This is a genomic window from Streptantibioticus rubrisoli, assembly GCF_024436055.1.
Lineage (GTDB): Bacteria > Actinomycetota > Actinomycetes > Streptomycetales > Streptomycetaceae > Streptantibioticus_A > Streptantibioticus_A rubrisoli.
On sequence record NZ_JANFNH010000022.1, the window covers coordinates 73150 to 97699 of the forward strand.

Sequence of the window (24550 nt, forward strand, 5' to 3'; positions counted from 1 at the left end):
GTCCTCCCCTCAGCACTCGGGCTCCCCGGCTTCCCGCAGAGCTCGAACCAGGCACCGCGGCGGTGCCGTCAGCAGTGATTGCGACAGAGCGCTTGTTTGGTGGCTGGTTTTGCGAGTACATACGCGCAGCACACCCACCCCCCTTCGGGCGGACACCGGCTGGCAGGTGCCCCTGCCTACCCGCAGCCCCTGCGAATCAGGACAGCGCGGTAGGACGGCGCGGGGGCGGGATGCGATCCAGCAGATCCCACAGGGGACGGGAGCCGGCAGCCCACTCGCCTAGCTTTCGCCGGTCGACGAGATGGATCCGGTGCTCCTTCCCCCAAGGAATGGCCTTGGAGCTGAAGCGACCGTTGGTGAGGACGACAGCGATATCCGCCCCGTGGATCTGCCGTGCGGTGCCATTGACCTGCTGCAGGACACCGACGCCGACGGCAGATCCGCGGTCTCCGTCCCGCCGGTGCTTGCACTGGATGGCCCAGACACGACCCGCGGGATCGACAGCACGCACATCGCACGCGTTGTCGCCAGCGCCGCCGAGCTGCTCTGCCTGGCAGCCGTCCCGTCGCATCAAGTCCCGTATCGCGAACTCGAAAGCACGATGGTCCAAGGCGTCCAGTTCCGCGATCCGCAGCCGCAGAGCACTGGCACGCACCCGTTCCCACTCGGCCCGCTGCCGCGCCTGCCACAGCCAAACGCCACCGGCAACAGCCGCGACCACGCCAGCGAGCAGGAGGATCCACCAGTGCGCCAACAGCCACTGCACGACGGTGAGCAGCACGACGATCGCTACAGCCCCTGCCGCCAGCAGGGCAATCCGATCGTCCTGCTTCTTGGAACGGCGGACCGGTCGGCGCCGAACGGTCCGCCGCACCGGGCGACGGCGGCTCATCGGACCACACCCAGCTGAAGCGGCACGCTGGACGCAGGACCAGGTGGAGAAGGAACCTCCGCCCCGCCCTCGACCTCCGTGCCGCCCCCAGAGGCGGCATAGACCAACATCACGAAGCCCGGGCCAGCGGCCCGAACGTACGCCTTGACCTGTAACGCCATAGACCAAGTCCCCCCTTGTCCAAAGGCTTTGGTGATCCCCGCGCAGGTTATGAGAGCACGCGGTACTGACAACGGGAGGAGATTTGATCAACAGAAGTGATGGGTTTTCGGCCAGCGTGAACCGCGGTTCGATGTGCCTGGACCCAGACAACCAGGACCTTCCGCCCCTGCTCGACTAACTACAAACGGGGCCGACCCAACCAGGGCCGACCCCGCATGACCTGCGCGCCTGAAAGATGCCCGCGGCAACGCGAACAGCGAATCGGAACCTAAACGTTGAACCGGAACTCCACCACGTCCCCGTCCTGCATCACGTAGTCCTTGCCCTCCATGCGGGCCTTGCCCTTGGCGCGGGCTTCGGTTACTGAGCCGCATTCGACGAGGTCGTCGAAGGAGATGATCTCAGCCTTGATGAAGCCCTTCTGGAAGTCGGTGTGGATGACTCCGGCGGCCTCGGGGGCGGTGGCGCCCTTCTTGATGGTCCAGGCTCGGGCCTCCTTGGGGCCCGCGGTCAGGTAGGTCTGCAGGCCCAGGGTCTCGAAGCCGACGCGGGCGAGGGTGGCCAGGCCGGGCTCGTCCTGGCCCATGCTCTGCAGGAGCTCCAGCGCCTCGTCGTCGTCCAGCTCGATCAGCTCGGACTCGATCTTGGCGTTGAGGAAGATCGCCTCGGCGGGGGCGACCAGGGCGCGCTGCTCGTTCTTGAAGTCCTCGTCGACCAGTTCGTCCTCGTCGACGTTGAAGACGTACAGGAACGGCTTGGTGGTGAGCAGGAACAGCTCGCGCAGCAGCGCGGCCTGCTCGGTGCCGTTGTGGATGCCCGCGGAGAAGAGGGTGCGGCCCTCCTCCAGGATCTTCTGCGCGGCCTCGACGGCGGCGACCACCGCGGCCTTGTCCTTCTGCAGCCGGGCTTCCTTCTGCAGCCGCGGCAGGACCTTCTCGATGGTCTGCAGGTCGGCGAGGATCAGCTCGGTGTTGATGGTCTCGATGTCGTCCTTGGGCGAGACCTTGCCGTCGACGTGGACGACGTTCTCGTCCTTGAACGCGCGGATGACCTGGCAGATCGCGTCGGACTCACGGATGTTGGCCAGGAACTTGTTGCCCAGGCCCTCGCCCTTGGAGGCGCCGCGCACCAGGCCCGCGATGTCGACGAACTCGACCGTGGCCGGGACCTTGCGCTCGGAGGTGAAGATCTCCGCGAGCTTGTCCAGCCGCGGGTCCGGGACGCCGACCACACCGACGTGCGGGTCGATCGTGGCGAACGGGTAGTTGGCCGCCAGTACGTCGTTCTTGGTCAGGGCGTTGAACAGGGTCGACTTGCCGACATTCGGCAGACCGACGATTCCGATCGTGAGCGACACGTGGCGACTTCCCAGGGCGAGGACGAATGGTTCGGTCCCGGCGGGGACCGATCCCCCAGTCTAAGCGGCCCGCATCGTACGCCCGCCGCGTTGCGCCGCCAGGACCAGCAGGCCCAGCCCCAACCAGCCCAGCCCAGCCCACTGCGCGGTGCGCGCCGCCGCCGCGATCACCGCGGCGGTCACCGCGAGCCCCAGCACCGGCACCGCCACGTGCCGGACCGCGCTGAACCCGGCGTCCCGGTGCCGGACCGCGAACCAGCCCACCACCGACAGGTGCAGCAGCGCGAACGCGGTCAACGCGCCGATGGCCACCACCGAGACCAGCCGGTCCAGGCCGTCCGCCCGGCGCGCCGCCCACACCGCCGCGGCGAGCGTCACCACGGCCGCCGCCAGCAGCGCGCGGCGCGGCACGCCGCTGCGCGGGTCGACCTTCGACAGGGCACCGGGCAGCCGCCGCTCCCTGGCCATGGCGAACAGCAGCCGCCCGGCCGCCGCCTGCCCGGCGAGCGCCGCGAACGCCGCGCCGATCGCCTTGCTCGCCGCGACCAGTTGGTGCAGCCAGTCGCCGACCCCCGCCTCCACCGCGTCGTAGAACGCCGAGCCCTGCCCGGCCGGGTCGGCGGCCAGCGCGGCGGCGGAGCGCTGGGTCAGCAACGCGGCCAGATAGGTCTGGACGACGAACAGCGCCCCGGCCAGCGCCAGGCAGCACAGCACCGCCCGCGCCACCCGCCGCGATCCCCCGCTGCTCTCCTCCGCGAACGCGGCGATCGCGTCGAACCCGAGGTACGACAGCACCGCCACCGACACCGCGCCCAGCACCGCGGTGCCGGAGAACCCGCCCTGCCCGGTGAACGGCGAGGCCAGGCCGCGGCTGGCGCCGTGCCGTACCAGTACCACCACCGCCGCGCCGACGAAGACGAGCAGCACTGCGATCTCCATGGCCAGCACCAGGAAGCCGACCAGCGCCGCCGCCCGTACCCCGCACATGTTCAGGGCGGTGGTGAGCACCACTGCGACGGTGGTGAATACCCACGGAGAGACGGCCGGGACCAGCGCGTGCAGCGCGATGCCGGAGAACAGGTAGGCGACCGCCGGGATCAGCAGATAGTCGAGCATCGCCATCCAGCCCGCGACGAACCCGGGCACGGGCCCCAGTCCGGCCCGCGCGTAGGCGAACACCGAGCCCGCCTGCGGCACCACTCGCACCATCAGCGCGTACGAGAACGCGGTGAACGCCATCGCCACCGTGGCCACCACGTACACCAGCGCGACCGCGCCGTGCGACCGCGCGTCCAGCGATCCGAAGACCCCGACCGGCGCCATCGGCGCGATGAACAGCAGCCCGTAGACCACCAGGTCGCGCAGCCCCAGGGTGCGGCGCAGCTTGGCGGTGGCCATGGGTGCCTCCTCGGGGCCGTGGGCGCCCTCGGTCGAAGGCGGTGGCGGGCGACGTCCCGATTGCATCACCGCTGGTGCCCGCCGGGTACCCAGCCGCGCCCCGGGAGCGTCGGCGGGCGCCCTTACGATGGGAGGCATGACTGCTACGACTTCCCGCCGGGTACTGCTCGCCGCTCCCCGCGGCTACTGCGCAGGTGTGGACCGGGCCGTGATCACCGTCGAGAAGGCGCTTGAGCAGTACGGGGCGCCGATCTATGTACGCAAGCAGATCGTGCACAACAAGTACGTCGTGCAGACCCTGGAGAAGAAGGGCGCGATCTTCGTCGACGAGACGGAGGAGGTGCCCGAGGGCGCCATCGTCATCTTCTCCGCGCACGGCGTCGCACCGGTGGTGCACGAGGAGGCCGCCGAGCGCCGCCTGGCCTCCATCGACGCGACCTGCCCCCTGGTGACCAAGGTGCACAAGGAGGCCCAGCGGTTCGCGGGCGAGGACTACGACATCCTTCTCATCGGCCACGAGGGCCACGAGGAGGTCATCGGCACCATGGGCGAGGCGCCGGAGCGGATCCACCTGGTGGACGGGCCGCAGGACGTCGACCGGCTCGAGGTGCGCGACGAGAACAAGCTGGTGTGGCTGTCGCAGACCACGCTGTCGGTGGACGAGACGATGGAGACCGTCGACCGGCTCAAGGAGCGCTTCCCCGCACTGGTCAGCCCGCCGAGCGACGACATCTGCTACGCGACGCAGAACCGCCAGGTCGCGGTGAAGCAGATCGGTGCGGACGCCGATCTGGTGATCGTCGTCGGCTCGCGCAACTCCTCCAACTCCAAGCGGCTGGTGGAGGTGGCGTTGCAGGCCGGTGCCAAGGACGCGTACCTGGTGGACTTCGCCGACGAGATCGACGAGGCCTGGCTGGACGGCGTGTCGACGGTCGGCGTCACCTCGGGCGCCTCGGTGCCGGAGATCCTGGTCGAGGGCGTGCTGGACTGGCTGGCCGAGCGCGGCTACGCGGACGTCGAGGTGGTGACCTCGGCGGAGGAACACATCCAGTTCTCGCTGCCCAAGGAGCTGCGGCGGAACCTGAGGAATCCGGAAGGCGCGTAACGCCTCCCGTGCGGGTGCCGGATGGCGGGCGGGCCGAGGCGGCTCGCCCGTCCGGCGGGTGACCTGGGCCGGGCGGCCTTAGCTTGGGTCCCATGAATGTCTTCGGTGTGGACATCGGCGGATCCGGGATCAAGGGCGCCCCGGTGGACCTGGAACGCGGTGATCTGGCGCAGGAGCGCTGCAAGGTGCTCACCCCGCACCCGGCCAAGCCGGACGCGGTGGCGGCGAGCGTCAAGGACGTCGTCGGCCGCTTCGGCTGGTCTGGCCCCGTCGGGGTGACGTTCCCCGGGGTGATCACCGGCGGGGTGACCCGTACCGCGGCGAACGTGGACGAGTCCTGGATCGGCCTTGACGCCGCTGCCCTGTTCAGCGACGCGCTGGGGCTGCCGGTCACCCTGATCAACGACGCGGACGCGGCCGGGATCGCCGAGATGTCGTTCGGCGCGGGCCGCGGCCACGACGGGACGGTGGTGCTGCTCACCTTCGGCACCGGGATCGGCAGCGCGGTGTTCACCGGCGGACGGCTGCTGCCCAACACCGAGTTGGGGCATCTGGAGCTGCACGGGCATGACGCGGAGAAGCGCGCGTCGTCCAAGGCCAAGGAAGACCACGACCTGAGCTGGAAGCACTGGGCGGCCCGGGTGGAGGAGTACCTGGCGCACGTCGAGATGCTGTTCTCGCCCGATCTGTTCGTGATCGGCGGCGGGGTGAGCCGCAAGGCGGACAAGTTCCTGCCGCTGATCAACGGCATCCGCGCCCAGATCGTCCCCGCGCAGCTACAGAACAACGCGGGCATCGTGGGCGCGGCGATGGCCTGCCTCGGGTAAGTCCCCGAAGCCGCGAGGGCGTTGGAGCCCCCGCCCTACGGGCGCTTGCGCGCCCGCTGCGCGCCGATCTTACGGGCGGCGGCGATGGCCGCCGCCAGCGCCGTGCCGCCGTAGAGCCAGCCGGTCCGGGTCGCCAGACCCGTCACCGTGCCCGCGACATGGCCGAGGAAGCTGCCGTCCCCGGACTCACCGGTCACGCCCAGCGCGAGAGCGAAGGCGATGGGGGCGCTGACCGGCGCGGCGGCCAGGTCCGCGCGCCGCACCCACAGCGCGCCCAGCACGCTGGCCGTCACGAAGACCGCGCCGAAGAACGTGCCCGGGCCGTCGGTGAAGACGTTGTCCAGTGCGCCGCCGAGCACCGTGAGGGTGACGACCACCAGCCCGGTGCCGAGCCCGGTGAGCCGGGCGCTCGGCCGCAGCACCCGGCGCACCGCGGTGACCACCGGAGCGGGCAGCGACGCTCGACGACGCGCCCGGTAGCAGGTCGCGGTGGGCTCGGGCACGCCGCTGGGGGCAGGCGTCGGCGTACGGGTGCTGGGTTGCTGCTCCACCGCACCAAATTGGCATCCCGCACGGGCGAAAGCGAGCAGATTCATGCTGAAGTCGGAAAATTCCAACTAGGGTGGGAACGCCGAACGCGTTCGGGCTGTCAGTGGTGCCGGATAGTCTCGGCACATGGCACTGAGCACGTCAGCGGAAGCGCCGATCCCGGTCGGCGAGGTGTCGCGGTTGATCGGGGGGTGGATCGACCGGCTGGGTGCGGTGTGGGTCGAGGGGCAGATCACCCAGTTGTCCCGCCGCCCGGGCGCTGGCGTGGTGTTCCTGACGCTGCGCGACCCCTCGCACGACGTGTCGATCAGCGTCACCTGCTTCCGTGCCGTCTTCGACGCGGTGGCGGACGTGGTCACCGAGGGCGCGCGGGTGGTGGTGCACGCCAAACCGGAGTGGTACGCACCGCGCGGCCAGTTGTCACTGCGGGCCGCCGAGATCCGGCCGGTCGGGGTGGGCGAACTGCTGGCGCGGCTGGAGCGGTTGAAGAAGTCACTGGCCGCGGAAGGGCTGTTCGCCGCCGAGCGCAAGCAACGCCTGCCGTTCCTGCCGCAGTTGATCGGACTGGTCTGCGGTCGCGCCTCGGCCGCGGAGCGGGACGTGCTGGAGAACGCGCGGCACCGCTGGCCCGCCGTCCGCTTCGAGGTGCGCAACGTGCCCGTGCAGGGCGTGCAGGCGGTGCCCAGGGTCATCGAGGCGATCCGGAACCTGGACGCCCATCCAGGCGTGGACGTGATCGTGGTGGCCCGCGGCGGCGGCAGCGTGGAGGATCTACTGCCGTTCTCCGACGAGGAGTTGGTACGCGCGGTAGCCGCCTGCCGTACCCCGGTGGTCTCCGCGATCGGGCACGAACCCGACTCCCCGCTGCTGGATCTGGTGGCCGATCTGCGCGCCTCCACGCCCACCGACGCGGCCAAGAAGGTGGTGCCGGACGTCGGCGAGGAGCAGGTGCGGATACAGCAGTTGCGGGACAGGGCGCTGCGCACCGTGCGCAATCTCCTGGAGCGCGAGGAGCGGGGTCTGGCGGCCGCGGTCAGCCGTCCGTCGATGGCGCATCCGCACCGGATGGTGACGGAGCGGGAGGCGGAGGTGTCCGCTCTGGTGGAACGTTCCCGCCGGTGCCTGGGCCATCTGCTGGACCGGGCGGACGCCGAGTTGGAGCACACCAGGGCGCGGGTGCTGGCGCTCTCCCCCGCCGCGACGCTGCGCCGCGGATACGCGGTGCTGCAGCGCGCGGACGGTGCCGTGGTGCGGGCGGCCGACGAGGTGGTGACGGACGAGAAGCTGCGCGCCCGGGTGGCCGTCGGCGAGTTCAGCGTGCGGGTCGCGGACGGCGCGGGGTGATCGGTGCCGGGCCACGCGTCCCGCGCCGTTGACGGCGCTGTCGTACCCCCCGCCTAGGCTTGGTCCCATGGCAGATCAGGAGACGGCCGAGCGGGACACGCTGGGATACGAGCAGGCGCGCGACGAACTGGTCGATGTCGTGCGGCGGCTGGAGGCTGGCGGCTCGACGCTGGAGGAGTCCCTCGCGCTATGGGAGCGCGGTGAGGAGCTGGCCAAGGTGTGCCGTCGCTGGCTGGACGGCGCCAGGGCGCGGCTGGACGCGGCGCTGGCCGAGGGCGAGGAGGGGGCGGCGGACGCTGGGCGGTCCGGTCAGGAGGGGGACGGTGATGAGTGACCGGCTGGCGCTCGCCCCGGCGGCCCGGGAGCCGCGTTCCGGTCGGCGAATACGTTCACGTCGGCGCCGGTGACCGGACGCGGGCCGTCCACGGCCTGTTCGGGTAGGCGCCGACGGCGTGCGAGGGCAGGGGGCCTCTTCGTCGGGCCTGAGCAGGTCGCGGCAAGTCCGCTGCGGTTCGGCAGCGCCCTGAAGAGGCGTGGGGAACCGCGCGGCCAGCCACCATGGCACCGCGGACGATCGACGGCGTATCGCCGCACTCCCAGCGGAGCGCTTGGCCCCAGAGCACCCGGGGCGGCCGCGCGGCGACTCAGCTCACGATCCGCCGGAGGTCCGCAGGGCCGCGGCCATCTGGGCCAACTGGTCGTACGGCGCGGTGCCGAGGACCGCCGTCGTCGCCCCGCCGTTCTTCCGCACCAAGGCGCGGTACCGGCCGCCGTCGTAGCGCTGCCAGGTCTGACCGGCCACCTTCTGGGAGCCGTTCTGCTGCGAGGACTGCGTCTTGTCGGAAATGAACGCCTGCGGGTCGCCGTTGGTCTGCTCCACCGCGACGTACTGGTTCTCCGGGTCGATGAAGCCGAGGTGCCACTGCGAGTTCTTCGGGTCGGAACCGTCGTAGGTCACCGACGTCGCCCGCCACTGACTCGACAGCCCCTCCGGCGCGGCCACCGGATACGGCGCCGCGCGCCGCGCCTGCCCCAGCTCCACCTGGTAGCTGACCGTCTTGACCGGGTCGCCTCCGGAGTGCGGGACGAAGACGTAGATGCCCGCGACGAGCACGCCGATCACCGCGATCGACAGCACCATGTCCCGTACCGTCTGCTTGCCACGCATGTTTGCCACGCCCCTATCGTCCCCCATGGCCCTCGCCGTCCGGTCCAGGGGTGCCGGTGGCGGCGGGCCGCCCTGTGGCGGGCACACTCCGTGCGGCGTCATCATGACTGGTGCACGCGCTCATGTGACGGGCGCCCTGCTCAAGGTGAGCGGGCTACCGATAAGGTCGCAACACCCTCGTTTCCGGCCGTCGCCGTACAGAAAGGTGCGCTCGATGACCGAGCACAACTTGCCGTCCCAACTCGAAGTCAGCCCGGAGGCCCCCGACCGCAACCTCGCGCTGGAACTGGTCCGGGTGACCGAGGCCGCCGCCATGGCCGCCGGTCGCTGGGTGGGCCGCGGTGACAAGAACGGCGCGGACGGCGCGGCGGTGAAGGCCATGCGCACCCTGGTCCACACCGTGTCGATGAACGGTGTCGTCGTCATCGGCGAGGGCGAGAAGGACGAGGCGCCGATGCTCTACAACGGCGAGCGGGTCGGCGACGGCACCGGCGCCGAGTGCGACGTGGCCGTCGACCCGGTCGACGGCACCACGCTGACCGCCAAGGGCATGCCGAACGCGGTCTCGGTGCTGGCGGTCGCCGAGCGCGGCGCCATGTTCGACCCGTCCGCGGTCTTCTACATGGAGAAGCTGGCCGCCGGGCCCGAGGCGGCCGACGCGGTGGACATCACCGCCCCCGCCGGGGCCAACATCCGCGCGGTGGCCAAGGCCAAGGGCTGCGCCCCGGAGGACGTGACCGTCGTGGTGCTCGACCGGCCGCGGCACGAGGACCTGGTCAAGGAGATCCGCGAGACCGGCGCGCGAATCAAGTTCATCTCGGACGGCGATGTCGCGGGCGCGATCATGGCGGTACGCGAGGGCACCGGCGTCGACCTGCTGCTGGGCATCGGCGGTACGCCGGAGGGCATCATCGCGGCCTGTGCCATCAAGTGCCTGGGCGGCACCTTCCAGGGGCGGCTGTGGCCCAAGGACGACGCCGAGCGGCAGCGCGCGCTGGACGCGGGTCACGACCTGGGCCGGGTGCTGCGGATCGACGACCTGGTCAGCGGCGAGAACGTGTTCTTCGTGGCGACCGGCATCACCGACGGCGAACTGCTGCGCGGCGTGCGGTACGGGGCGGAGACCGCGACCACCTCGTCACTGGTGATGCGGTCGAAGTCGGGCACGATCCGGCAGATCGACTCGACGCACAAGCTGTCCAAGCTGCGGGCGTACAGCGCGATCGACTTCGACCGCGCCCGGTAGGCGAGCACACGGGCGGGGGCCCCACCGACCGTTTCGGCGGGGCCCCCGTCCCGTACTGCGCGGTGTCGCGGGACTAGCCCGCGGCGGCGATCCTCGGTGATCGCTGGAGTTCCGCGTCGCGGCGTCGGCGACGGGCCAGTACGACCCGGCGCTCCGCGGCGGTCAGACCGCCCCACACCCCATAGGGTTCTGGCTGTAGCAACGCGTGCTCCCGGCATTCCAGCATGACCGGGCAGCGCGCGCAGACCCGCTTCGCGGCTTCCTCGCGGGACAGTCGCGCGGCGGTCGGCTCCTTCGACGGCGCGAAGAACATGCCCGCCTCATCTCGGCGGCACGCCGCCTCGGCGTGCCATGGTCCTGCCAAGTCCCGGGGGTGACGGTACGGGGACATGGCGGTGTCCTTAACGGGCTCGATCGGTTGCAGCACGGGGTACTCCTGACGACGGCTTCGGCGTTCTGTCACCCTTGCCCGCCGCTCCGTACGACTGTCCCTACCGCATAGCTCCCCGCCCAGTCGTATGAGTGACGATGCCCCAACCCTTACCCGCTGTGCGCTGGTTCATGCGGAGCGTGCCCACCGGGGCTCCGCCCCGGTGGGGTGGTGGTGCGGGCGGGGCACTTCGGCGCGTCGCCCCGAGCCCATCGCCGCTTGCGCCCTTACGCCTCGGGGCTGCGCCCGTTCGCCCCGCCGCGTTGAACGGAAGCATTGCGCTGTGCGCGCGCCGTGAACTTCTGCGCTACGCCCGGCGGGTGAACTCCCCTTTGATCGCGGCGAGTTGGGCACCGCCGGGCTCCACCGTGGGGGTCGCTCGCCACTGCGGCGCGAATGAGTTGCCGCGGCCCGCGCCGCACCAGACCGACGCCGGGGCGCGGCCCCGGTAAGGTCAGCCCTCCAGGCTGCCGCGCCCCCAGGCCTTCAGCCGCTTGCCGCGCCTGGGCTTGGCATCGACGCCGCCGAACAGGGCCATTCCCGTGATGACGACCACGGGAGCGTCCGGGTCGGGGGACTCGTGGGTCTTGACGTCGAAGCCGCCGAAGATCCCCGCGCCGTTGCCGCGCAGCGTCACGTTCTCCGGGACCTTGATCTCGACGCCGCCGAAGACCGCCACCGCGTTGATGGTGATCTCCCGCTGCTCGAACACCGCCTCGGTGAGGTCGATCTCCACCCCGCCGAAGCAGGCGAACGCGTTCGTACGGCCGCCCACCCGCCAGCGCCCCTTGCGCGTGGAGCCGCCGAAGACGGCGATCAGGTTCTCGCTGGCGCCGGACGGCGGCTCCTGCACCGGCGCGGGCCGTGGCGCCGATGCGGCACCCGGCACCGGAAGGTCACGTACCAGCGGCTCCAACTCGCCGATGGTCTTGGCCGCGTACGCGGCGTCAATGCGTTCGGAGTGCTCCTCGTGCGTCAGACGCCCCTCGGCCAGCGCATCGCGCAGGATCTCGGCGATGCGGTCCCGGTCCACGTCCGACGCGCGCATCTCCGGCTCCGCGTACGGCTTCTGCTCTCGCTTCTGGAGCGACGACTCGTCCACGGCAACCACGATAGCCAAACGCGATAGATCGTGACTAGGCCGGTCCTGCTCTGGTGAGCCCTACCTCACAGACCGCCACACCCGGCCACGTCTTACCCTGGTTTCCGCTTCGTCGATGCCGCCGAGTGAGGACGCCTTCCATGCCCCGCGACTCCCGTCCGACCCACCCTGAGTTCGCCTACACGGATCTCCTTCCGCTCGGCGAGGACACCACCCCGTACCGGCTGGTGACCTCCGAGGGCGTGAGCACCTTCGAGGCGGACGGCCGGACCTTCCTCAAGGTGGCGCCGGAGGCGTTGCGGAAGCTGGCCGCCGAGGCGATGCACGACATCTCGCACTACCTGCGCCCGGCCCACCTCGCCCAGCTGCGGAAGATCCTGGACGACCCCGAGGCGAGCCCCAACGACCGCTTCGTCGCCCTCGACCTGCTGAAGAACGCCAACATCGCCGCCGCGGGCGTGCTGCCGATGTGCCAGGACACCGGCACCGCTATCGTCATGGGCAAGCGCGGCCAGAACGTGCTCACCGAGGGCGGTGACGAGGAGGCGCTGTCCCGCGGCGTGTACGACGCGTACACCAAGCTGAACCTGCGCTACTCGCAGATGGCGCCGCTGACCATGTGGGAGGAGAAGAACACCGGCTCCAACCTCCCGGCGCAGATCGAGCTGTACGCGACCGACGGTGGCGCGTACAAGTTCCTGTTCATGGCGAAGGGCGGCGGCTCGGCCAACAAGTCGTTCCTCTACCAGGAGACGAAGGCTGTCCTCAACGAGGCCAGCATGATGAAGTTCCTTGAGGAGAAGATCCGTTCGCTGGGCACGGCCGCCTGCCCGCCGTACCACCTGGCGATCGTGGTCGGCGGTACGTCGGCGGAGTACGCGCTGAAGACCGCCAAGTACGCCTCCGCGCACTACCTGGACGAGCTGCCGAGCGAGGGCTCCCCGACCGGACACGGCTTCCGGGACAGGGAGTTGGAGCAGAAGGTCTTCGAACTCACCCAGAAGATCGGCATCGGCGCCCAGTTCGGCGGCAAGTACTTCTGCCACGACGTACGCGTCGTACGCCTCCCCCGGCACGGCGCCTCCTGCCCGGTGGCGATCGCGGTCTCGTGCTCCGCCGACCGCCAGGCGCTGGCGAAGATCACCGCTGAGGGCGTCTTCCTTGAGCAGTTGGAGACCGACCCGGCGCGGTTCCTGCCGGACACCACCGACGAGCACCTCGATGACAACGTGGTGCGGATCGACCTCAACCGCCCGATGGACGAGATCCGCGCCGAGCTCACCAAGTACCCGGTGAAGACCCGGCTTTCGCTCTCCGGCCCGCTGGTGGTCGCCCGTGACATCGCGCACGCGAAGATCAAGGAGCGGCTGGACGCGGGCGAGGAGATGCCGCAGTACCTGCGCGACCACGCGGTGTACTACGCCGGTCCGGCCAAGACGCCGGAGGGCTACGCCTCCGGTTCCTTCGGTCCGACGACGGCCGGACGGATGGACGCCTACGTCGAGCAGTTCCAGGCCGCGGGCGGCTCCTTCGTGATGCTGGCCAAGGGCAACCGCTCCAAGCAGGTCACCGACGCCTGCGCCGCGCACGGCGGCTTCTACCTGGGCTCGATCGGCGGACCCGCGGCCCGGCTCGCGCAGGACTGCATCAAGAAGGTGGAGGTCCTGGAGTACGAGGAGCTGGGCATGGAGGCGGTCTGGAAGATCGAGGTCGAGGACTTCCCGGCGTTCATCGTGGTGGACGACAAGGGCAACGACTTCTTCCAGGACCCGGCGCCTTCGCCGACGTTCACCTCGATCCCGGTGCGGTCCTCGTGACCCGGCGGTCGGCGGAACAATCCTGACGGGTGACCGAAAAGCAGTGCCCGGGAACAGATCACCGTTCCCGGGCACTGTCATAGGTATGAGCGAGACGTACCGGATCGAGCACGACTCGATGGGTGAGGTAAGGGTTCCGGCCGAGGCCAAGTGGCGCGCCCAGACCCAGCGCGCGGTGGAGAACTTCCCCATCAGCGGCCAGCGGCTGGAGCGCGCGCACATCGCGGCGCTGGCCAGGATCAAGGCGGCGGCGGCCCGGGTCAACGCCGAACTGGGGGTGATCGACAAGGACGTGGCCGAGGCGATCGTCGAGTCGGCACGGGAGATCGCGGACGGCCGCTGGGACGAGCACTTCCCCGTCGATGTGTTCCAGACCGGTTCCGGAACCTCGTCCAACATGAACACCAACGAGGTCATCGCCACCCTCGCCAGTGAGCGGCTGGGCCGCCCGGTGCACCCGAACGACCAGGTCAACGCCAGCCAGTCGTCCAACGACGTCTTCCCGTCCTCCATCCACATCGCCGCCACCTCGGCGGTGATGGGCGACCTGCTCCCGGCCCTCGACCAGCTGGCCGCCGCGCTGGAGCGCAAGGCGGAGGAGTTCGCGACCATCGTCAAGTCCGGGCGGACCCATCTGATGGACGCGACTCCCGTGACGCTCGGTCAGGAGTTCGGCGGCTACGCGGCACAGGTGCGGTACGGGATCGAGCGGCTGCACGCCTCGCTGCCCCGGCTGGCCGAACTGCCGCTCGGCGGAACGGCGGTGGGCACCGGCATCAACACCCCGCCCGGCTTCGCGGCGGCGGTCATCGCCGAGGTGGCGCGGGAGACCGGGCTGCCGCTGACCGAGGCCCGCAACCACTTCGAGGCGCAGGGCGCGCGGGACGCGATCGTGGAGACCTCGGGGCAGCTGCGCACCATCGCGGTCGGGCTGACGAAGATCGCCAACGATCTGCGCTGGATGGGCTCGGGCCCGCGGGCCGGGCTGGCCGAGATCACGCTGCCCGATCTCCAGCCGGGTTCCTCGATCATGCCGGGCAAGGTCAATCCGGTGATTCCGGAGGCGGTGGCGATGGTCGCCGCGCAAGTGGTCGGCAACGACGCCACCATCGGCTGGGCGGGCGCGTCCGGTGCCTTCGAGCTGAACGTGACGCTGCCGGTGATCGCGGCGAACATCCTGTCGTCGATCCGGCTGCTGGCCAACGTCTCCCGGCTGCTGGCCGAGCGTACGGTCGACGGCATCACCGCCAACGAGGAGCGCTGCCGCGAGTACGCCGAGTCGTCCCCGTCGGTGGTCACCCCGCTGAACCGCTACATCGGCTACGAGGAGGCGGCGAAGGTCGCCAAGCGGGCACTCGCCGAGCGCAAGCGCATCCGCGACGTGGTACTGGAGATGGGCTATGTCGACCGCGGCCTGCTGACCGAGCGGCAACTCGACGAGGCGCTGGACGTCCTGCGGATGACCCACCCGTAACCCACGCGCAACACCCCGGTCCGTAGGATCCGTGCATGACCGCCGACTCGCAGACCGCCTCCGCGACCCGCCGTGCCGGGCGCTGGGCGCCCGGCACGCAAGTGCTCTGGCGCTACCGCGGCAACGGCGCGCGCTACCGCGCGCAGGTACACATCGCGCGCCCGGTGACCGTGGTGCGCGATGACGCCGAGGTGCTGGCGGTGTGGATGGCGCCGGGCACCCGGTGTGTGAAGCCGGTGCTGGCCGACGGCACCTCGGTGTACCACGAACCGCTTTCCACCCGTTATCTGAAACCGCGCGCCACCCGGGTGGAGAGCTGGCACGGCACCGGAGTGCTGAAGCTGGCCCGCCCGGGCGAGCCGTGGTCGGTGTGGCTGTTCTGGGAGCCGGGCTGGCGGTTCAAGAACTGGTACGTCAACTTGGAGGAACCGCGAAGCCGTTGGTCGCTCGGGGTGGACTCCGAGGACCACTTTCTCGACATCTCGGTTAATCCAGACCGCAGTTGGAGCTGGCGGGACGAGGACGAGTTCGCCCAGGCGCAGGCCGACGGGCTGGTCGACGTCGAACTGGCGGCTCGGGTGCGGCAGGCGGGGGCGCGTGCGGTGCGGGTGATCGAGGAGTGGGGTTCGCCGTTCCGCGACGGCTGGGAGCGGTGGCGCCCGGATCCGGCCTGGCCGGTGCCGCGGCTCCCGGACGACTGGGACCGCCCGGCGGGCTGAGCCCGGCGCCCGGGAGGCACCCCGCGGACCACAGTGGATACATCACGTAAAACCCCTCGCTCCACTGTGGAAATCCGAAAGACTCTTGATGCCCCCCGCCCCACCAACCGTAGGATCGTGCTCCGCAACATCGCGAAAAAAAGCAAGCGCATACCAATGCTTGACGCTGAGTCAGGGGAGTCCGTGGGAACCGGCGGATACGAGGGCACGGGCGTCTCCCGTGCCGAGGGCCAGGGGCGGGACCGTACCGGCCAGGCCGAGGCGTTCGACGCCATCGGCGACCGGTACGACGAGGCATTTCCGCACAAGGAAGGGCAGTTGCGATCAGGCGCCTGGCTGGCCGCCGAACTACCCGCCGGTTCACGGGTGCTGGACATCGGCTGCGGTACCGGGCTGCCCACCGCTCGCCAACTGGCCGACGCGGGGCATGACGTGGTCGGCATCGACCTGTCGGGCGTGATGGTGGAGTTGGCCCGAAAGCACGTGCCGGAGGCGGAGTTCCACCAGTTGGACATAGCCGACCTGCGGCCCGGCGGCTCAGGCGCGCGGATCGTGGGCGGCCGGGGGCACTACGAGGGGGTCGCGGCGTTCTTCTCGCTGCTGATGCTGCCGCGCGCCGAGATCCCGTTCACACTCCGGCTGATCCGTGAACTCCTGGTGCCCGGCGGGTTGCTGGCACTGTCCATGGTGGAAGCGGATGTGGATGATTTCGCCATTCCGTTCCTGGGAAACACGATCCGGGTATCCGGATACCTGCGGGACGAATTGCGACGCGTCGTACGGGACGCGGGCTTCGAGATCACCGAGGAGTCCTCGTACTCGTACGCACCGGCGAGCACCGATGTGCCTCCGGAGGAGCAACTCTTCCTGCACTGCCGCCGACTCGCCTGACCGTCCGACGGCGGCCCACGGACGGATACGGATGGAACCCCTAGCGTGACCGAGCACCGCGCCGCCTGGCGGGCGGCCGAGGAGACGAACGCGCCGAGCGGCGCCGCCGCGCGCCCGCACGAGCCGGGCGCGCCGGGAGCCGGGCAACCGGCACCGACGGCCGCGGCCGAGCCCGGCGAAGCCACCGAACACGTACGGCACGGTGCCCACCGTGAGCACGAAACGAGAGGCCAGGCCACGGAAACCCCCGGCGCACTACCGCTCAACGGCCCGCGCGGCGAAAGCCGTTCGCGCGGCGGCGACGGCGGGCGCGGCGACGTACCCCCGCCCATGGGCGACGCCCCCGGCGGCCGCCCACGCCCCCTGCCGGGCACCCCGGCGGACGCCCCGGACGCACCCGGCGCCGTCGTGCCGGGTATCCCGGGTGCCCGCCCGGCGCCCGACACCCCGGTGCCGCTCGCCTCGCAGCCCGCGGCGCGGCCGCGACAGGAGGGCGGGACCCGGCCGGAGAGCGAGTCGGCGGAGAGCCTGCGGCTGCGCTACGTCGGGGCGGCGACCCGGCGGATCGCGCGCGGCATCGACCTGGACGAGATCGTGCTGGGCCTGTGCCGGTCGGTGGTGCCGACGTTCACCGACGCCATCTTGGTCTACCTGCGCGATCCGCTGCCGGTCGGCGACGAGCGGCCGGTGGAGCCACTGGTGCTGCGGCTGCGCCGGACCGACCGCATCCCGGAGGAGCCGACCGAGACCCCGATCCCGGAGATTCCCGGGGCGGGCGTCCGGCTGCCGCTGGTGCCCGCGCCCGAGGTGAGCGGCGCGGCGGAGACCACCCGGGTGCGGATGGACGGGCCGCTCGCCGAGGTGCTGCGCGGGGTGCGGCCGCTGTTCGCCGACTCCCCGCAGGTCGCGGCGGCGCTCGCGGAGCTGGTCAACACCGATGTGCCGGGCGGGCGGCGGGCGATCCTCGCCCCGCTGCGCGGGCGGCGCCGGGTGATCGGCGCCGCGGTGCTGCTGCGCCGCCCGGACCGGCCGCCGTTCGAGAACGACGACCTGCTGGTGGCCGCCCAACTGGCCACCCACACCGCGCTCGGCGTCGACAAGGCGGCGCTGTACGGGCGGGAGGCGGACATCGCCGACCAGTTGCAGCGCGCGATGCTGCCCGACTCGCTCCCCCAGCCCACCGGCGTCCAGCTCTCCAGCCGCTATCTCCCGGCCGCCGAAACCGCCCGCGTGGGCGGCGACTGGTACGACGCGCTGCCGCTGCCGGGCAGCCGGGTGGCGCTGATCGTCGGTGATGTGATGGGCCACTCGATGCAGTCGGCCGCGATCATGGGCCAGCTACGCACCACCGTACAGACCCTCGCGGGCCTTGACCTGCCGCCGCAGGAGGTGCTGTACCACCTGGACGAACAGGCTCAGCGGCTCGGCCATGACCGGATGGCCACCTGCGTCTACGCGGTGTACGACCCGATAGCGCACCGGCTGGTGGTGGCGAACGCCGGGCATCCGCCGCCGGTGATGCTGCACGGCGACGGGCGCACCGAGGTGCTGCGGGTGCCGGAGGGCGCGCCGATCGGGGTGGGCGGAGTGCCGTTCGAGGCGGTCGAACTGCCCGCACCGGCCGGCGCCACGCTGCTGCTCTACACCGACGGGCTGGTGGAGTCGCGCACCCGCGATGTGTGGTCGGGGATCGAGCGGCTGCGCGAGCGGCTGGCCGCGGTCGGCTCGATCGTCTGCCCGCCGCCGCTGGAGCCGTTGTGCGACGAGGTACTGGACATCCTCGGGCCCGGCGACCGGGACGACGACATCGCGCTGCTGGCGGCGCGGTTCGACGGGATCGCGCCGAGCGACGTGGCGTACTGGTTCCTGGAGCCGCATCCGCAGACCGCCCGCCGGGCGCGGCGACTGGTGCGCCGGGCGCTGCAGCGCTGGGGCCTGGACGAGTTGGCCGACTCGGTGGAGCTACTGGTCAGCGAGGTGGTCACCAACGCCGTGCGGTACGCGGGACGGCCCATCACGCTACGGCTGCTGCGCACCGACGTACTGCGCTGCGAGGTGGGCGACGACGCCCCGCAACTGCCCCGGATGCGGCACGCCGCGCCGCAGGAGGAGACCGGGCGCGGACTGTTCCTGGTGCACCGGATGACCCAGCGGTGGGGGGCGACGCGGCTCAGCGCGGGGAAGGTGGTCTGGTTCGAGCTGCCGCTGCCGCCGTCCGCGCCGCATCCGTTACCGAGCGGGCCCTGATCCTCAGGCCGGGCGGCGGCAGCCACTCGAAAGCCACGGATAAGACATCCGAAGTTCCACATCAGGCTTAGGCTTGGGCCGAGTCCAACTGTTGGCGTCAGCTTGTGTCCGTCCGGCAGACGCGCCCGCGATGTCGGCCCGCCTCTCCACCTCGCCGGTGGTCAACGCACACCCCGCACCACGAGAAGACCGGCGCACGCGCCGCGGCGGAGGTCAACGGCCTCCCGCCCCGACAGACCGCAGCCCCGCGCACGTGAACGCCCTCCGTGCCCGGGGCTGCATGTTGCCCTTCCGGCGGATTCGGGCGATGGGGGTTGCGGTTGGTTCGGGGCCGCCGGGCCACGCCGTGGTGGTCGCTCGCCGTCGCGGCGGCTCTTGGGTCGGGGCTTCGCCCCCTGGCCCCCAAGCCCGACAGCCCCCGAACTCCCAAACCGCCCGGGCTAGCCGTTCTGTGGCAAACGGCCCGGGGCGTCAAGGTTGTTGGGGCCGCCGCCCTGGGTTGAGCCGTCTGTGGTGCCCGGCGGGGAAGCCGTGCCACCGCCCGTCACCGGGGGCGACGGGACGTGGGACCGGCTCGGTCCCGGGTTCACCGGCGGCACGCTGCGGGAGGGCGCGGTCGACGGCGGCGTGGACGGCGCCGTCGACGGCTTGGTGGACGGCGAGGTCGACGGCCGGGTCGAGACGGACGGCGCCGTGGACGGCGTGTCCGACTGCACCGCCGCGCCCTGGTCCGTCTGCAGGTCGAACTGCTGCGGGTCCTCGCCGCTGAGCGCCGCCCGGGTGTACGCACCCCAGATCTGCGCCGGGAAGCCACCACCGTTGACCCGCTCGACGCCGCCCACGCCGTACAGCGGCACCTGGTTGTGGTTGTTGGCGTCCTCGCCGAACAGCCCGACCGAGGTCACCAGGTCCGGGGTGTACCCAGTGAACCAGGCCGACTTGTTGCTGTCGGAGGTACCGGTCTTACCCGCCACCTGGCTGTCCTGCTGGGCGGCGGAACCCGTACCGGAGTTGACCACCTCGGTGAGCACGGAGGTCACCGTGTCGGCCGTGGAGCGGCTGATCGCCTGGTCGCCGATCGGGTTCTTCAGCTCGGGCTTCTGGCCGCCGCGCTCCACCGACTTCACGATGGTGGGGGTGACCAGCTTGCCGTGGTTGTCCAGCGTCGCGTAGATCCCGGCCATCTCCAGGGGGCTGCCGCCCATCGTGCCGAGCGCGATCGCCGGTCCGTCGTGCAGGCCCGCGGTCTTCGCGGGCATGCCCAGCTTGACCGCGGTGTCGGCCACCTTGTTCAGGCCGACGTCCACCGCCATCTGCGCGAAGACGGAGTTGACGGAGTCGTCCATGGCCTTCTGCACGGTGATGTTGCCGTAGTTGACATGGTCCTCGTTGGACGGGCCGAACGGCTGGCTGGTGCCCTGTACCACCCGGCCGCTGGTGCCGTCGTAGATGGTGTTGGCGGTGATCTGCCGACCGTCCTGGGTCTGGGCGTTGTTCTCCAGCGCCGAGGCGAACTCGATCGGCTTGAAGGTGGAGGCGACCTGGTAGTCCTGGCGGGTCGCGTTGTCCATGTAGTGCTTGGGCGGTCCCTGACCGCCGTAGAGCGCCACGACGTAGCCGGTCTTGGGGTCCACCGAGGCGGCGCCCGCCTGGACGTCGGCGTCGACCTTGCGCGCCTTGGGATCGAGCTGGCTGGTCAGCTCGGTCTTGACGGCCTTCTCCAGGGCCCGCTGCTTGGTCGGGTCGATGGTGAGCGTGATGGTCCAGCCACCGGCCGCCAGGTCCTGGTCGGAGATGACGTTGTTGGTGGTCAGCTCGTGGTCGGCCTCGTCGATGAAGTAGGCCGTCTGACCGGTCTGCCCCGGGGTGCCCTTGGGCTGGATCGGCTGCGGGAACTTCGCCTGGCCGCGGGTTCCCTGGTCCAGCCAGTGCATCTCCACCATGTTGTTGAGGACGTAGTTCCAGCGGTTGACGGCCAGTTGCTTGCCCTCGGGGGTGGCGGTGACCACGTCGTACTGGCTGGGTGCCTGGACCAGGGCGGCGAGGTAGGCGCCCTGCGGCACGGTGAGCTTGCTGACGTCGACGCCGTAGTACGCCTGGGCGGCGGCCTGGATGCCGTAGGCACCGCGGCCGAAGTAGACGGTGTTGAGGTAGCCCTCGAGGATCTTGTCCTTGCTCATCTCCCGGTCGACCTTGAGGGAGATGAACAGCTCCTTGAACTTACGGCTGATCGTCTGCTGCTGGCTGAGGTAGTAGTTCTTGACGTACTGCTGGGTGATGGTCGATCCGCCCTGGGCGCCCTTGCCGGTCAGGGTGTTGTAGACGCCGCGGGCCATGCCCTGCACGTCCACGCCGCTGTCGGTGTAGAACGTCTTGTTCTCCGCGGCCACGAACGCGTGCTGCACGCCGGCGGGTATCTGACTGATGTCGACGTTCTCGCGGTTGACCGTGCCGGACCTGGCTATGACCTTGCCGTCGGCGGTCTTGTAGACGTTCGCCTGGAGGGTGGCCGAGGCGTTGGCCTTCGGGAGCTGGACCGTCTCGTACAGGTAGACGAAGGCCGCCATGCCGAGCAACAGCACACCGAGGGTGCTGCCGAGCACCCACCGCAGCCAGCGGCGGCGTGGCCTGCCGTTGGCCCCGACTCTGCCCTTGGTCGGCTTGGCCTTGCTCCTACTGCCCACGTTCCGGTCTCCTCACCCCGCCCAGTGGTCACCGCGCGCACCGGCGACTCCCCTGTACATGCGCGCGACCGATGAAGCTAGCACCGGTAGCTGGCCTTATTTGGCCAAAGTCGCACAATTTCGGTACGTGAGAAGACCCACGCCGCCAACAGGGAACCAAATCGGCAGGTTTCAACAGCCCGGTATTGTGATATCACTTTGCTAGGTACGTGACAGCGTGCCGCAACACCGCCATCCGCCGTGGACGGGCGGCCGGACCACCGAAACGAGGCAGCCATGACCGAACTGCAGGACCCACGCCAGGACGCCGAGGCCGCGATTCCGGAGATGCCCCGGCCACACACCACCGAGCGGCGCGCGCTCGGCATGCCGGGACTGCCCTTCCTGCTGCTGGCGCTGGTGACGCTGGCCATCGGCATCGTCCTGATCGTGACGGGCGGCAACATGGCAGGCGGCGGCCACAAGGGCGCCGCCTCCACCGCGCTGATACTGGGCGGGGCGGCACTGATCGTCGTCGTACTGCTGACACTGCGCGGACTGACCCAGGTCGCCCCCGGCGAGGCACGGGTCTGCCAGCTGTTCGGCCGGTACCAGGGCACCATCCGGCAGGACGGACTGCGCTGGGTGAACCCGTTCACCTCGCGCCGCACCATCTCCACCCGGCTGCGCAACAACGAGACCGAGGTGCTGAAGGTCAACGACGCCTACGGCAACCCGGTCGAGATCGCCTGCGTGGTGGTCTGGCAGGTCGAGGACACCGCCCAGGCGGTCTTCGAGGTGGACAACTTCGTCGACTTCGTCTCCATCCAGACCGACACCGCGGTCCGGCACATCGCCACCAAGTACCCCTACGACGCCCACGGCGACGGTGAATTGAGCCTGCGGGAGAACGCCGAGGCGATCACCGAGCAGCTCTCCACCGAGATCGCCGCCCGGGTGGAGTCCGCAGGCGTCAAGATCATCGAGTCCCGGATCACCCACCTCGCGTACGCGCCCGAGATCGCCTCCGCGATGCTCCAGCGCCAGCAGGCGGGTGCCATCGTCGCCGCCCGGCAGAAGATCGTGGAGGGCGCGGTCGGCATGGTCGAGTCCGCGCTGACCCGGATCGCCGAGCAGGACCTGGTGGACCTGGACGAGGAGCGCAAGGCCGCCATGGTGAGCAATCTGCTGGTGGTGCTGTGCGGTGACCGCGCGGCCCAGCCGGTACTCAACACGGGCACCCTTTACCAGTGACCGAGCCCGCCGAGGACGCCGATGAGCCGCGGCGGGCGAGCGCCCGCGCCGAGCGCAAGAAGGTGCTGCTGCGGCTGGACCCCGCCGTCCACGACGCGATCGCCCGCTGGGCGGCGGACGACCTGCGCAGCACCAACGCTCAGATCGAGTACCTGCTGCGCCGGGCACTGTCCGAGGCCGGACGGCTACCGGGCACAGCGAAGCCGATCCCGCGCCGCGGCAGACCACCGAAATCAGCGAGCTGAACCGTAACGGGCCTGGGGGTACCGCCCCCAGGCCTCTATACCGCCAACGTATACACCTGGTGTATACCCATGATGTAGAGTCCCTGCCATGTCAATCGGCCACACCTTCCTAGGACTCCTGGAGTCCGGCCCCCGGCACGGCTACGACCTCAAGCGGACCTTCGACGAACGGTTCGGACACGACCGCCCCCTGGCGTACGGGCAGGTGTACTCCACGCTGGCCCGGCTGCTGAAGAACGGCCTGGTCGAGGTGGACGGCATAGAGCCCGGCGGCGGCCCCGAGCGCAAGCGGTACGCGATCACCGATGCCGGGATCACCGACGTCGAACGGTGGCTCAGCCAACCGGAGAAGCCCGAGCCGTACCTGCAGAGCACCCTCTACACCAAGGTCGTGCTCGCCCTGCTCACCAACCGCGGCGCAGCCGAACTGCTGGACACCCAGCGCTCCGAGCACCTGCGCCTGATGCGGGAGCTGACCCGCCGCAAGACCGGCGGCGACCTCGCCGACCAACTCGTCTGCGACCACGCGCTGTTCCACCTCGAAGCCGACCTGCGGTGGCTTGAACTGACCGCGGCCCGGCTCGACCAGCTGGCCAAGGAGGTCAGGAAATGACCGAACTGCTGCTCGTGGCGACCGGCCTGCGCAAGTCCTACGGACAGACCGCCGCCCTGGACAACGCCGACTTCTCCATACGCCCCGGCGAGGTGGTCGCCGTGATGGGGCCCTCGGGCTCCGGCAAGTCCACGCTGCTGCACTGCCTGGCCGGAATCGTCCGCCCGGACGGCGGCCAAGTACGGTATCGGCACCGGGAGTTGTCCGAGATGTCGGACGCCGAACGCAGCGCGCTACGCCGTGACGAGTTCGGCTTCGTCTTCCAGTTCGGCCAGCTCGTACCGGAGTTGACCTGCGTGGAGAACGTGGCGCTGCCGCTTCGGCTGAACGGCGTCAAGCGCAAGGAGGCCGAACGCCGGGCCACCGAGTGGCTGGACCGCCTGGAGGTCACCGAGGTCTCCGCCAAGCGCCCCGGCGAGGTCTCCGGCGGCCAGGGCCAGCGCGTCGCGGTCGCCCGCGCCCTGGTCACCGGCCCCCGGGTGGTGTTCGCCGACGAGCCCACCGGCGCCCTGGACTCGCTCAACGGCGAACGCGTGATGGAACTGCTGACCGCGGCCGCCCGAGACACCAGGGCCGCCGTCGTCCTGGTCACCCACGAGGCCCGGGTCGCCGCCTACTCCGACCGCGAGGTCGTGGTGCGCGACGGCAGGGCCCGCGACCTGGAGCACGCCGCGTGACCGCCACCGTCCGTACGTCCGCCAAGTCCCGTACGCCGCTGCGCGCTTGGACGCGCGATCTGGCGCTCGGCGCCCGGTTCGCCACCAGTGGCGGCAGCGAGGCCTGGACCCGCACCCTGCTGACCGCGGTCGGTGTGGCGCTCGGCGTGATGCTGCTGCTGGTCGCCGCCGCGGTTCCGACGATGCTCACCAACCACTCCGACCGCCAGTACGCCAGTGAGCCCGAGTACGCCACCGGTGGAACCAGACCGGCCGCCAACACGATGCTGGTCAAGGGCGCCAACACCACGTTCCGCCAGGACCGGATCAGCGGCCACCTGCTCCAGCCGGAAGGCCCCAACCCCCCCCACCCCCCCCCCCCCCCCCCCCC

Annotated in this window: 22 protein-coding genes and 1 pseudogene; 15 read left to right on the forward strand and 8 right to left on the reverse strand. The window is 70.6% G+C overall.

Annotation, left to right across the window (positions count from 1 at the left end; genetic code table 11):
- Positions 1–196: 196 nt before the first annotated feature.
- From NON19_RS18970 to NON19_RS18980, 3 genes are all read right to left on the reverse strand, one after another.
- Positions 197–892 (reverse strand): restriction endonuclease, encoded by a 696-nt coding sequence (locus NON19_RS18970; protein WP_255929635.1) that lies wholly within the window; start codon positions 890–892, stop codon positions 197–199.
- A gap of 430 nt (positions 893–1322) precedes the next feature.
- Entirely contained in the window at positions 1323–2411 is a 1089-nt protein-coding gene (gene ychF, locus NON19_RS18975; RefSeq protein ID WP_255929636.1) for a redox-regulated ATPase YchF, read from the reverse strand.
- A 60-nt stretch (positions 2412–2471) separates the two neighbouring features.
- Positions 2472–3809 carry an APC family permease gene (locus NON19_RS18980; RefSeq protein WP_255929637.1) on the reverse strand — a complete coding sequence of 446 codons (1338 nt, stop codon included), beginning with the start codon at positions 3807–3809 and terminating at the stop codon, positions 2472–2474.
- Positions 3810–3945: 136 nt separating this feature from the next.
- Between NON19_RS18980 and NON19_RS18985 the strand changes: the two genes are divergently transcribed.
- Both NON19_RS18985 and ppgK read left to right on the forward strand, forming a co-directional pair.
- Positions 3946–4914, forward strand: coding sequence for a 4-hydroxy-3-methylbut-2-enyl diphosphate reductase (locus NON19_RS18985; RefSeq protein WP_255929638.1), 969 nt, complete (start codon positions 3946–3948; stop codon positions 4912–4914).
- Positions 4915–5006: 92 nt separating this feature from the next.
- A complete protein-coding gene (gene ppgK, locus NON19_RS18990; RefSeq protein WP_255929639.1) occupies positions 5007–5741 on the forward strand; it encodes a polyphosphate--glucose phosphotransferase in 735 nt (244 codons plus the stop codon).
- A 35-nt stretch (positions 5742–5776) separates the two neighbouring features.
- On the opposite strand, the gene NON19_RS18995 is transcribed toward ppgK, so the two are convergent.
- Positions 5777–6292 carry a DUF6542 domain-containing protein gene (locus NON19_RS18995; RefSeq protein WP_255929640.1) on the reverse strand — a complete coding sequence of 172 codons (516 nt, stop codon included), beginning with the start codon at positions 6290–6292 and terminating at the stop codon, positions 5777–5779.
- Between the two features lie 124 nt (positions 6293–6416).
- Between NON19_RS18995 and xseA the strand changes: the two genes are divergently transcribed.
- Positions 6417–7634, forward strand: a complete 1218-nt coding sequence (gene xseA, locus NON19_RS19000; RefSeq protein WP_255929642.1) for an exodeoxyribonuclease VII large subunit — start codon at positions 6417–6419, stop codon at positions 7632–7634.
- A gap of 67 nt (positions 7635–7701) precedes the next feature.
- The gene (locus NON19_RS19005; protein ID WP_255929644.1) at positions 7702–7968 is read left to right on the forward strand and encodes an exodeoxyribonuclease VII small subunit; all 267 of its coding nucleotides are present in this window, start codon (positions 7702–7704) and stop codon (positions 7966–7968) included.
- A gap of 315 nt (positions 7969–8283) precedes the next feature.
- On the opposite strand, the gene NON19_RS19010 is transcribed toward NON19_RS19005, so the two are convergent.
- Positions 8284–8802: a DUF4245 domain-containing protein gene (locus NON19_RS19010; RefSeq protein ID WP_255929673.1), complete on the reverse strand. Its 519-nt coding sequence runs from the start codon at positions 8800–8802 to the stop codon at positions 8284–8286.
- Between the two features lie 214 nt (positions 8803–9016).
- Here NON19_RS19010 and glpX point away from each other — a divergent pair, with 214 nt between their 5' ends.
- A complete protein-coding gene (gene glpX / locus NON19_RS19015; RefSeq protein ID WP_255929647.1) occupies positions 9017–10048 on the forward strand; it encodes a class II fructose-bisphosphatase in 1032 nt (343 codons plus the stop codon).
- A 73-nt stretch (positions 10049–10121) separates the two neighbouring features.
- Here glpX and NON19_RS19020 read toward each other — a convergent pair whose 3' ends face one another.
- Positions 10122–10475, reverse strand: a complete 354-nt coding sequence (locus NON19_RS19020; RefSeq protein ID WP_255929650.1) for a WhiB family transcriptional regulator — start codon at positions 10473–10475, stop codon at positions 10122–10124.
- 457 nt (positions 10476–10932) lie between these two features.
- Complete coding sequence (locus NON19_RS19025; protein WP_372514187.1) at positions 10933–11580, reverse strand: DUF1707 SHOCT-like domain-containing protein; 648 nt, start codon at positions 11578–11580, stop codon at positions 10933–10935.
- A gap of 140 nt (positions 11581–11720) precedes the next feature.
- Here NON19_RS19025 and NON19_RS19030 point away from each other — a divergent pair, with 140 nt between their 5' ends.
- From NON19_RS19030 to NON19_RS19050, 5 genes are all read left to right on the forward strand, one after another.
- A complete protein-coding gene (locus tag NON19_RS19030) occupies positions 11721–13397 on the forward strand; it encodes a fumarate hydratase (RefSeq protein ID WP_255929651.1) in 1677 nt (558 codons plus the stop codon).
- An 85-nt stretch (positions 13398–13482) separates the two neighbouring features.
- Entirely contained in the window at positions 13483–14871 is a 1389-nt protein-coding gene (locus NON19_RS19035; RefSeq protein ID WP_255929652.1) for a class II fumarate hydratase, read from the forward strand.
- A 35-nt stretch (positions 14872–14906) separates the two neighbouring features.
- On the forward strand, positions 14907–15590 hold the full coding sequence (gene fomD / locus NON19_RS19040; protein WP_255929653.1) for a cytidylyl-2-hydroxypropylphosphonate hydrolase: 684 nt from the start codon (positions 14907–14909) through the stop codon (positions 15588–15590).
- 156 nt (positions 15591–15746) lie between these two features.
- The gene (locus NON19_RS19045) at positions 15747–16481 is read left to right on the forward strand and encodes a class I SAM-dependent DNA methyltransferase (protein ID WP_303653987.1); all 735 of its coding nucleotides are present in this window, start codon (positions 15747–15749) and stop codon (positions 16479–16481) included.
- A gap of 45 nt (positions 16482–16526) precedes the next feature.
- Positions 16527–18728 (forward strand): SpoIIE family protein phosphatase, encoded by a 2202-nt coding sequence (locus NON19_RS19050; RefSeq protein ID WP_372514188.1) that lies wholly within the window; start codon positions 16527–16529, stop codon positions 18726–18728.
- Positions 18729–19168: 440 nt separating this feature from the next.
- On the opposite strand, the gene NON19_RS19055 is transcribed toward NON19_RS19050, so the two are convergent.
- Positions 19169–21412: a transglycosylase domain-containing protein gene (locus NON19_RS19055; RefSeq protein ID WP_255929655.1), complete on the reverse strand. Its 2244-nt coding sequence runs from the start codon at positions 21410–21412 to the stop codon at positions 19169–19171.
- Positions 21413–21688: 276 nt separating this feature from the next.
- Here NON19_RS19055 and NON19_RS19060 point away from each other — a divergent pair, with 276 nt between their 5' ends.
- From NON19_RS19060 to NON19_RS19080, 5 genes and pseudogenes are all read left to right on the forward strand, one after another.
- The gene (locus tag NON19_RS19060) at positions 21689–22645 is read left to right on the forward strand and encodes an SPFH domain-containing protein (protein ID WP_372514189.1); all 957 of its coding nucleotides are present in this window, start codon (positions 21689–21691) and stop codon (positions 22643–22645) included.
- Positions 22642–22890, forward strand: coding sequence for a type II toxin-antitoxin system antitoxin (locus tag NON19_RS19065; protein ID WP_255929656.1), 249 nt, complete (start codon positions 22642–22644; stop codon positions 22888–22890). Before NON19_RS19060 ends, NON19_RS19065 begins: the two co-directional genes overlap by 4 nt.
- A gap of 88 nt (positions 22891–22978) precedes the next feature.
- Positions 22979–23503, forward strand: coding sequence for a PadR family transcriptional regulator (locus NON19_RS19070; protein WP_255929657.1), 525 nt, complete (start codon positions 22979–22981; stop codon positions 23501–23503).
- A complete protein-coding gene (locus tag NON19_RS19075; protein ID WP_255929659.1) occupies positions 23500–24180 on the forward strand; it encodes an ABC transporter ATP-binding protein in 681 nt (226 codons plus the stop codon). Before NON19_RS19070 ends, NON19_RS19075 begins: the two co-directional genes overlap by 4 nt.
- A pseudogene (locus tag NON19_RS19080) lies at positions 24177–24550 on the forward strand (ABC transporter permease); the annotation flags it as partial. The gene NON19_RS19075 and the pseudogene NON19_RS19080, both read left to right, overlap by 4 nt.

Coding starts and splice junctions, on each gene's coding strand:
- NON19_RS19070 (WP_255929657.1), top strand. CDS start 22,979: ATGTCAATCGGCCACACCTTCCTAGGACTCCTGGAGTCCGGCCCCCGG.
- NON19_RS18980 (WP_255929637.1), bottom strand. CDS start 3,809: ATGGCCACCGCCAAGCTGCGCCGCACCCTGGGGCTGCGCGACCTGGTG.
- fomD (WP_255929653.1), top strand. CDS start 14,907: ATGACCGCCGACTCGCAGACCGCCTCCGCGACCCGCCGTGCCGGGCGC.
- NON19_RS19005 (WP_255929644.1), top strand. CDS start 7,702: ATGGCAGATCAGGAGACGGCCGAGCGGGACACGCTGGGATACGAGCAG.
- NON19_RS19035 (WP_255929652.1), top strand. CDS start 13,483: ATGAGCGAGACGTACCGGATCGAGCACGACTCGATGGGTGAGGTAAGG.
- NON19_RS19010 (WP_255929673.1), bottom strand. CDS start 8,802: ATGCGTGGCAAGCAGACGGTACGGGACATGGTGCTGTCGATCGCGGTG.
- NON19_RS19060 (WP_372514189.1), top strand. CDS start 21,689: ATGACCGAACTGCAGGACCCACGCCAGGACGCCGAGGCCGCGATTCCG.
- NON19_RS19075 (WP_255929659.1), top strand. CDS start 23,500: ATGACCGAACTGCTGCTCGTGGCGACCGGCCTGCGCAAGTCCTACGGA.
- glpX (WP_255929647.1), top strand. CDS start 9,017: ATGACCGAGCACAACTTGCCGTCCCAACTCGAAGTCAGCCCGGAGGCC.
- NON19_RS18985 (WP_255929638.1), top strand. CDS start 3,946: ATGACTGCTACGACTTCCCGCCGGGTACTGCTCGCCGCTCCCCGCGGC.
- NON19_RS19045 (WP_303653987.1), top strand. CDS start 15,747: ATGCTTGACGCTGAGTCAGGGGAGTCCGTGGGAACCGGCGGATACGAG.
- ppgK (WP_255929639.1), top strand. CDS start 5,007: ATGAATGTCTTCGGTGTGGACATCGGCGGATCCGGGATCAAGGGCGCC.
- NON19_RS19030 (WP_255929651.1), top strand. CDS start 11,721: ATGCCCCGCGACTCCCGTCCGACCCACCCTGAGTTCGCCTACACGGAT.
- NON19_RS18970 (WP_255929635.1), bottom strand. CDS start 892: ATGAGCCGCCGTCGCCCGGTGCGGCGGACCGTTCGGCGCCGACCGGTC.
- xseA (WP_255929642.1), top strand. CDS start 6,417: ATGGCACTGAGCACGTCAGCGGAAGCGCCGATCCCGGTCGGCGAGGTG.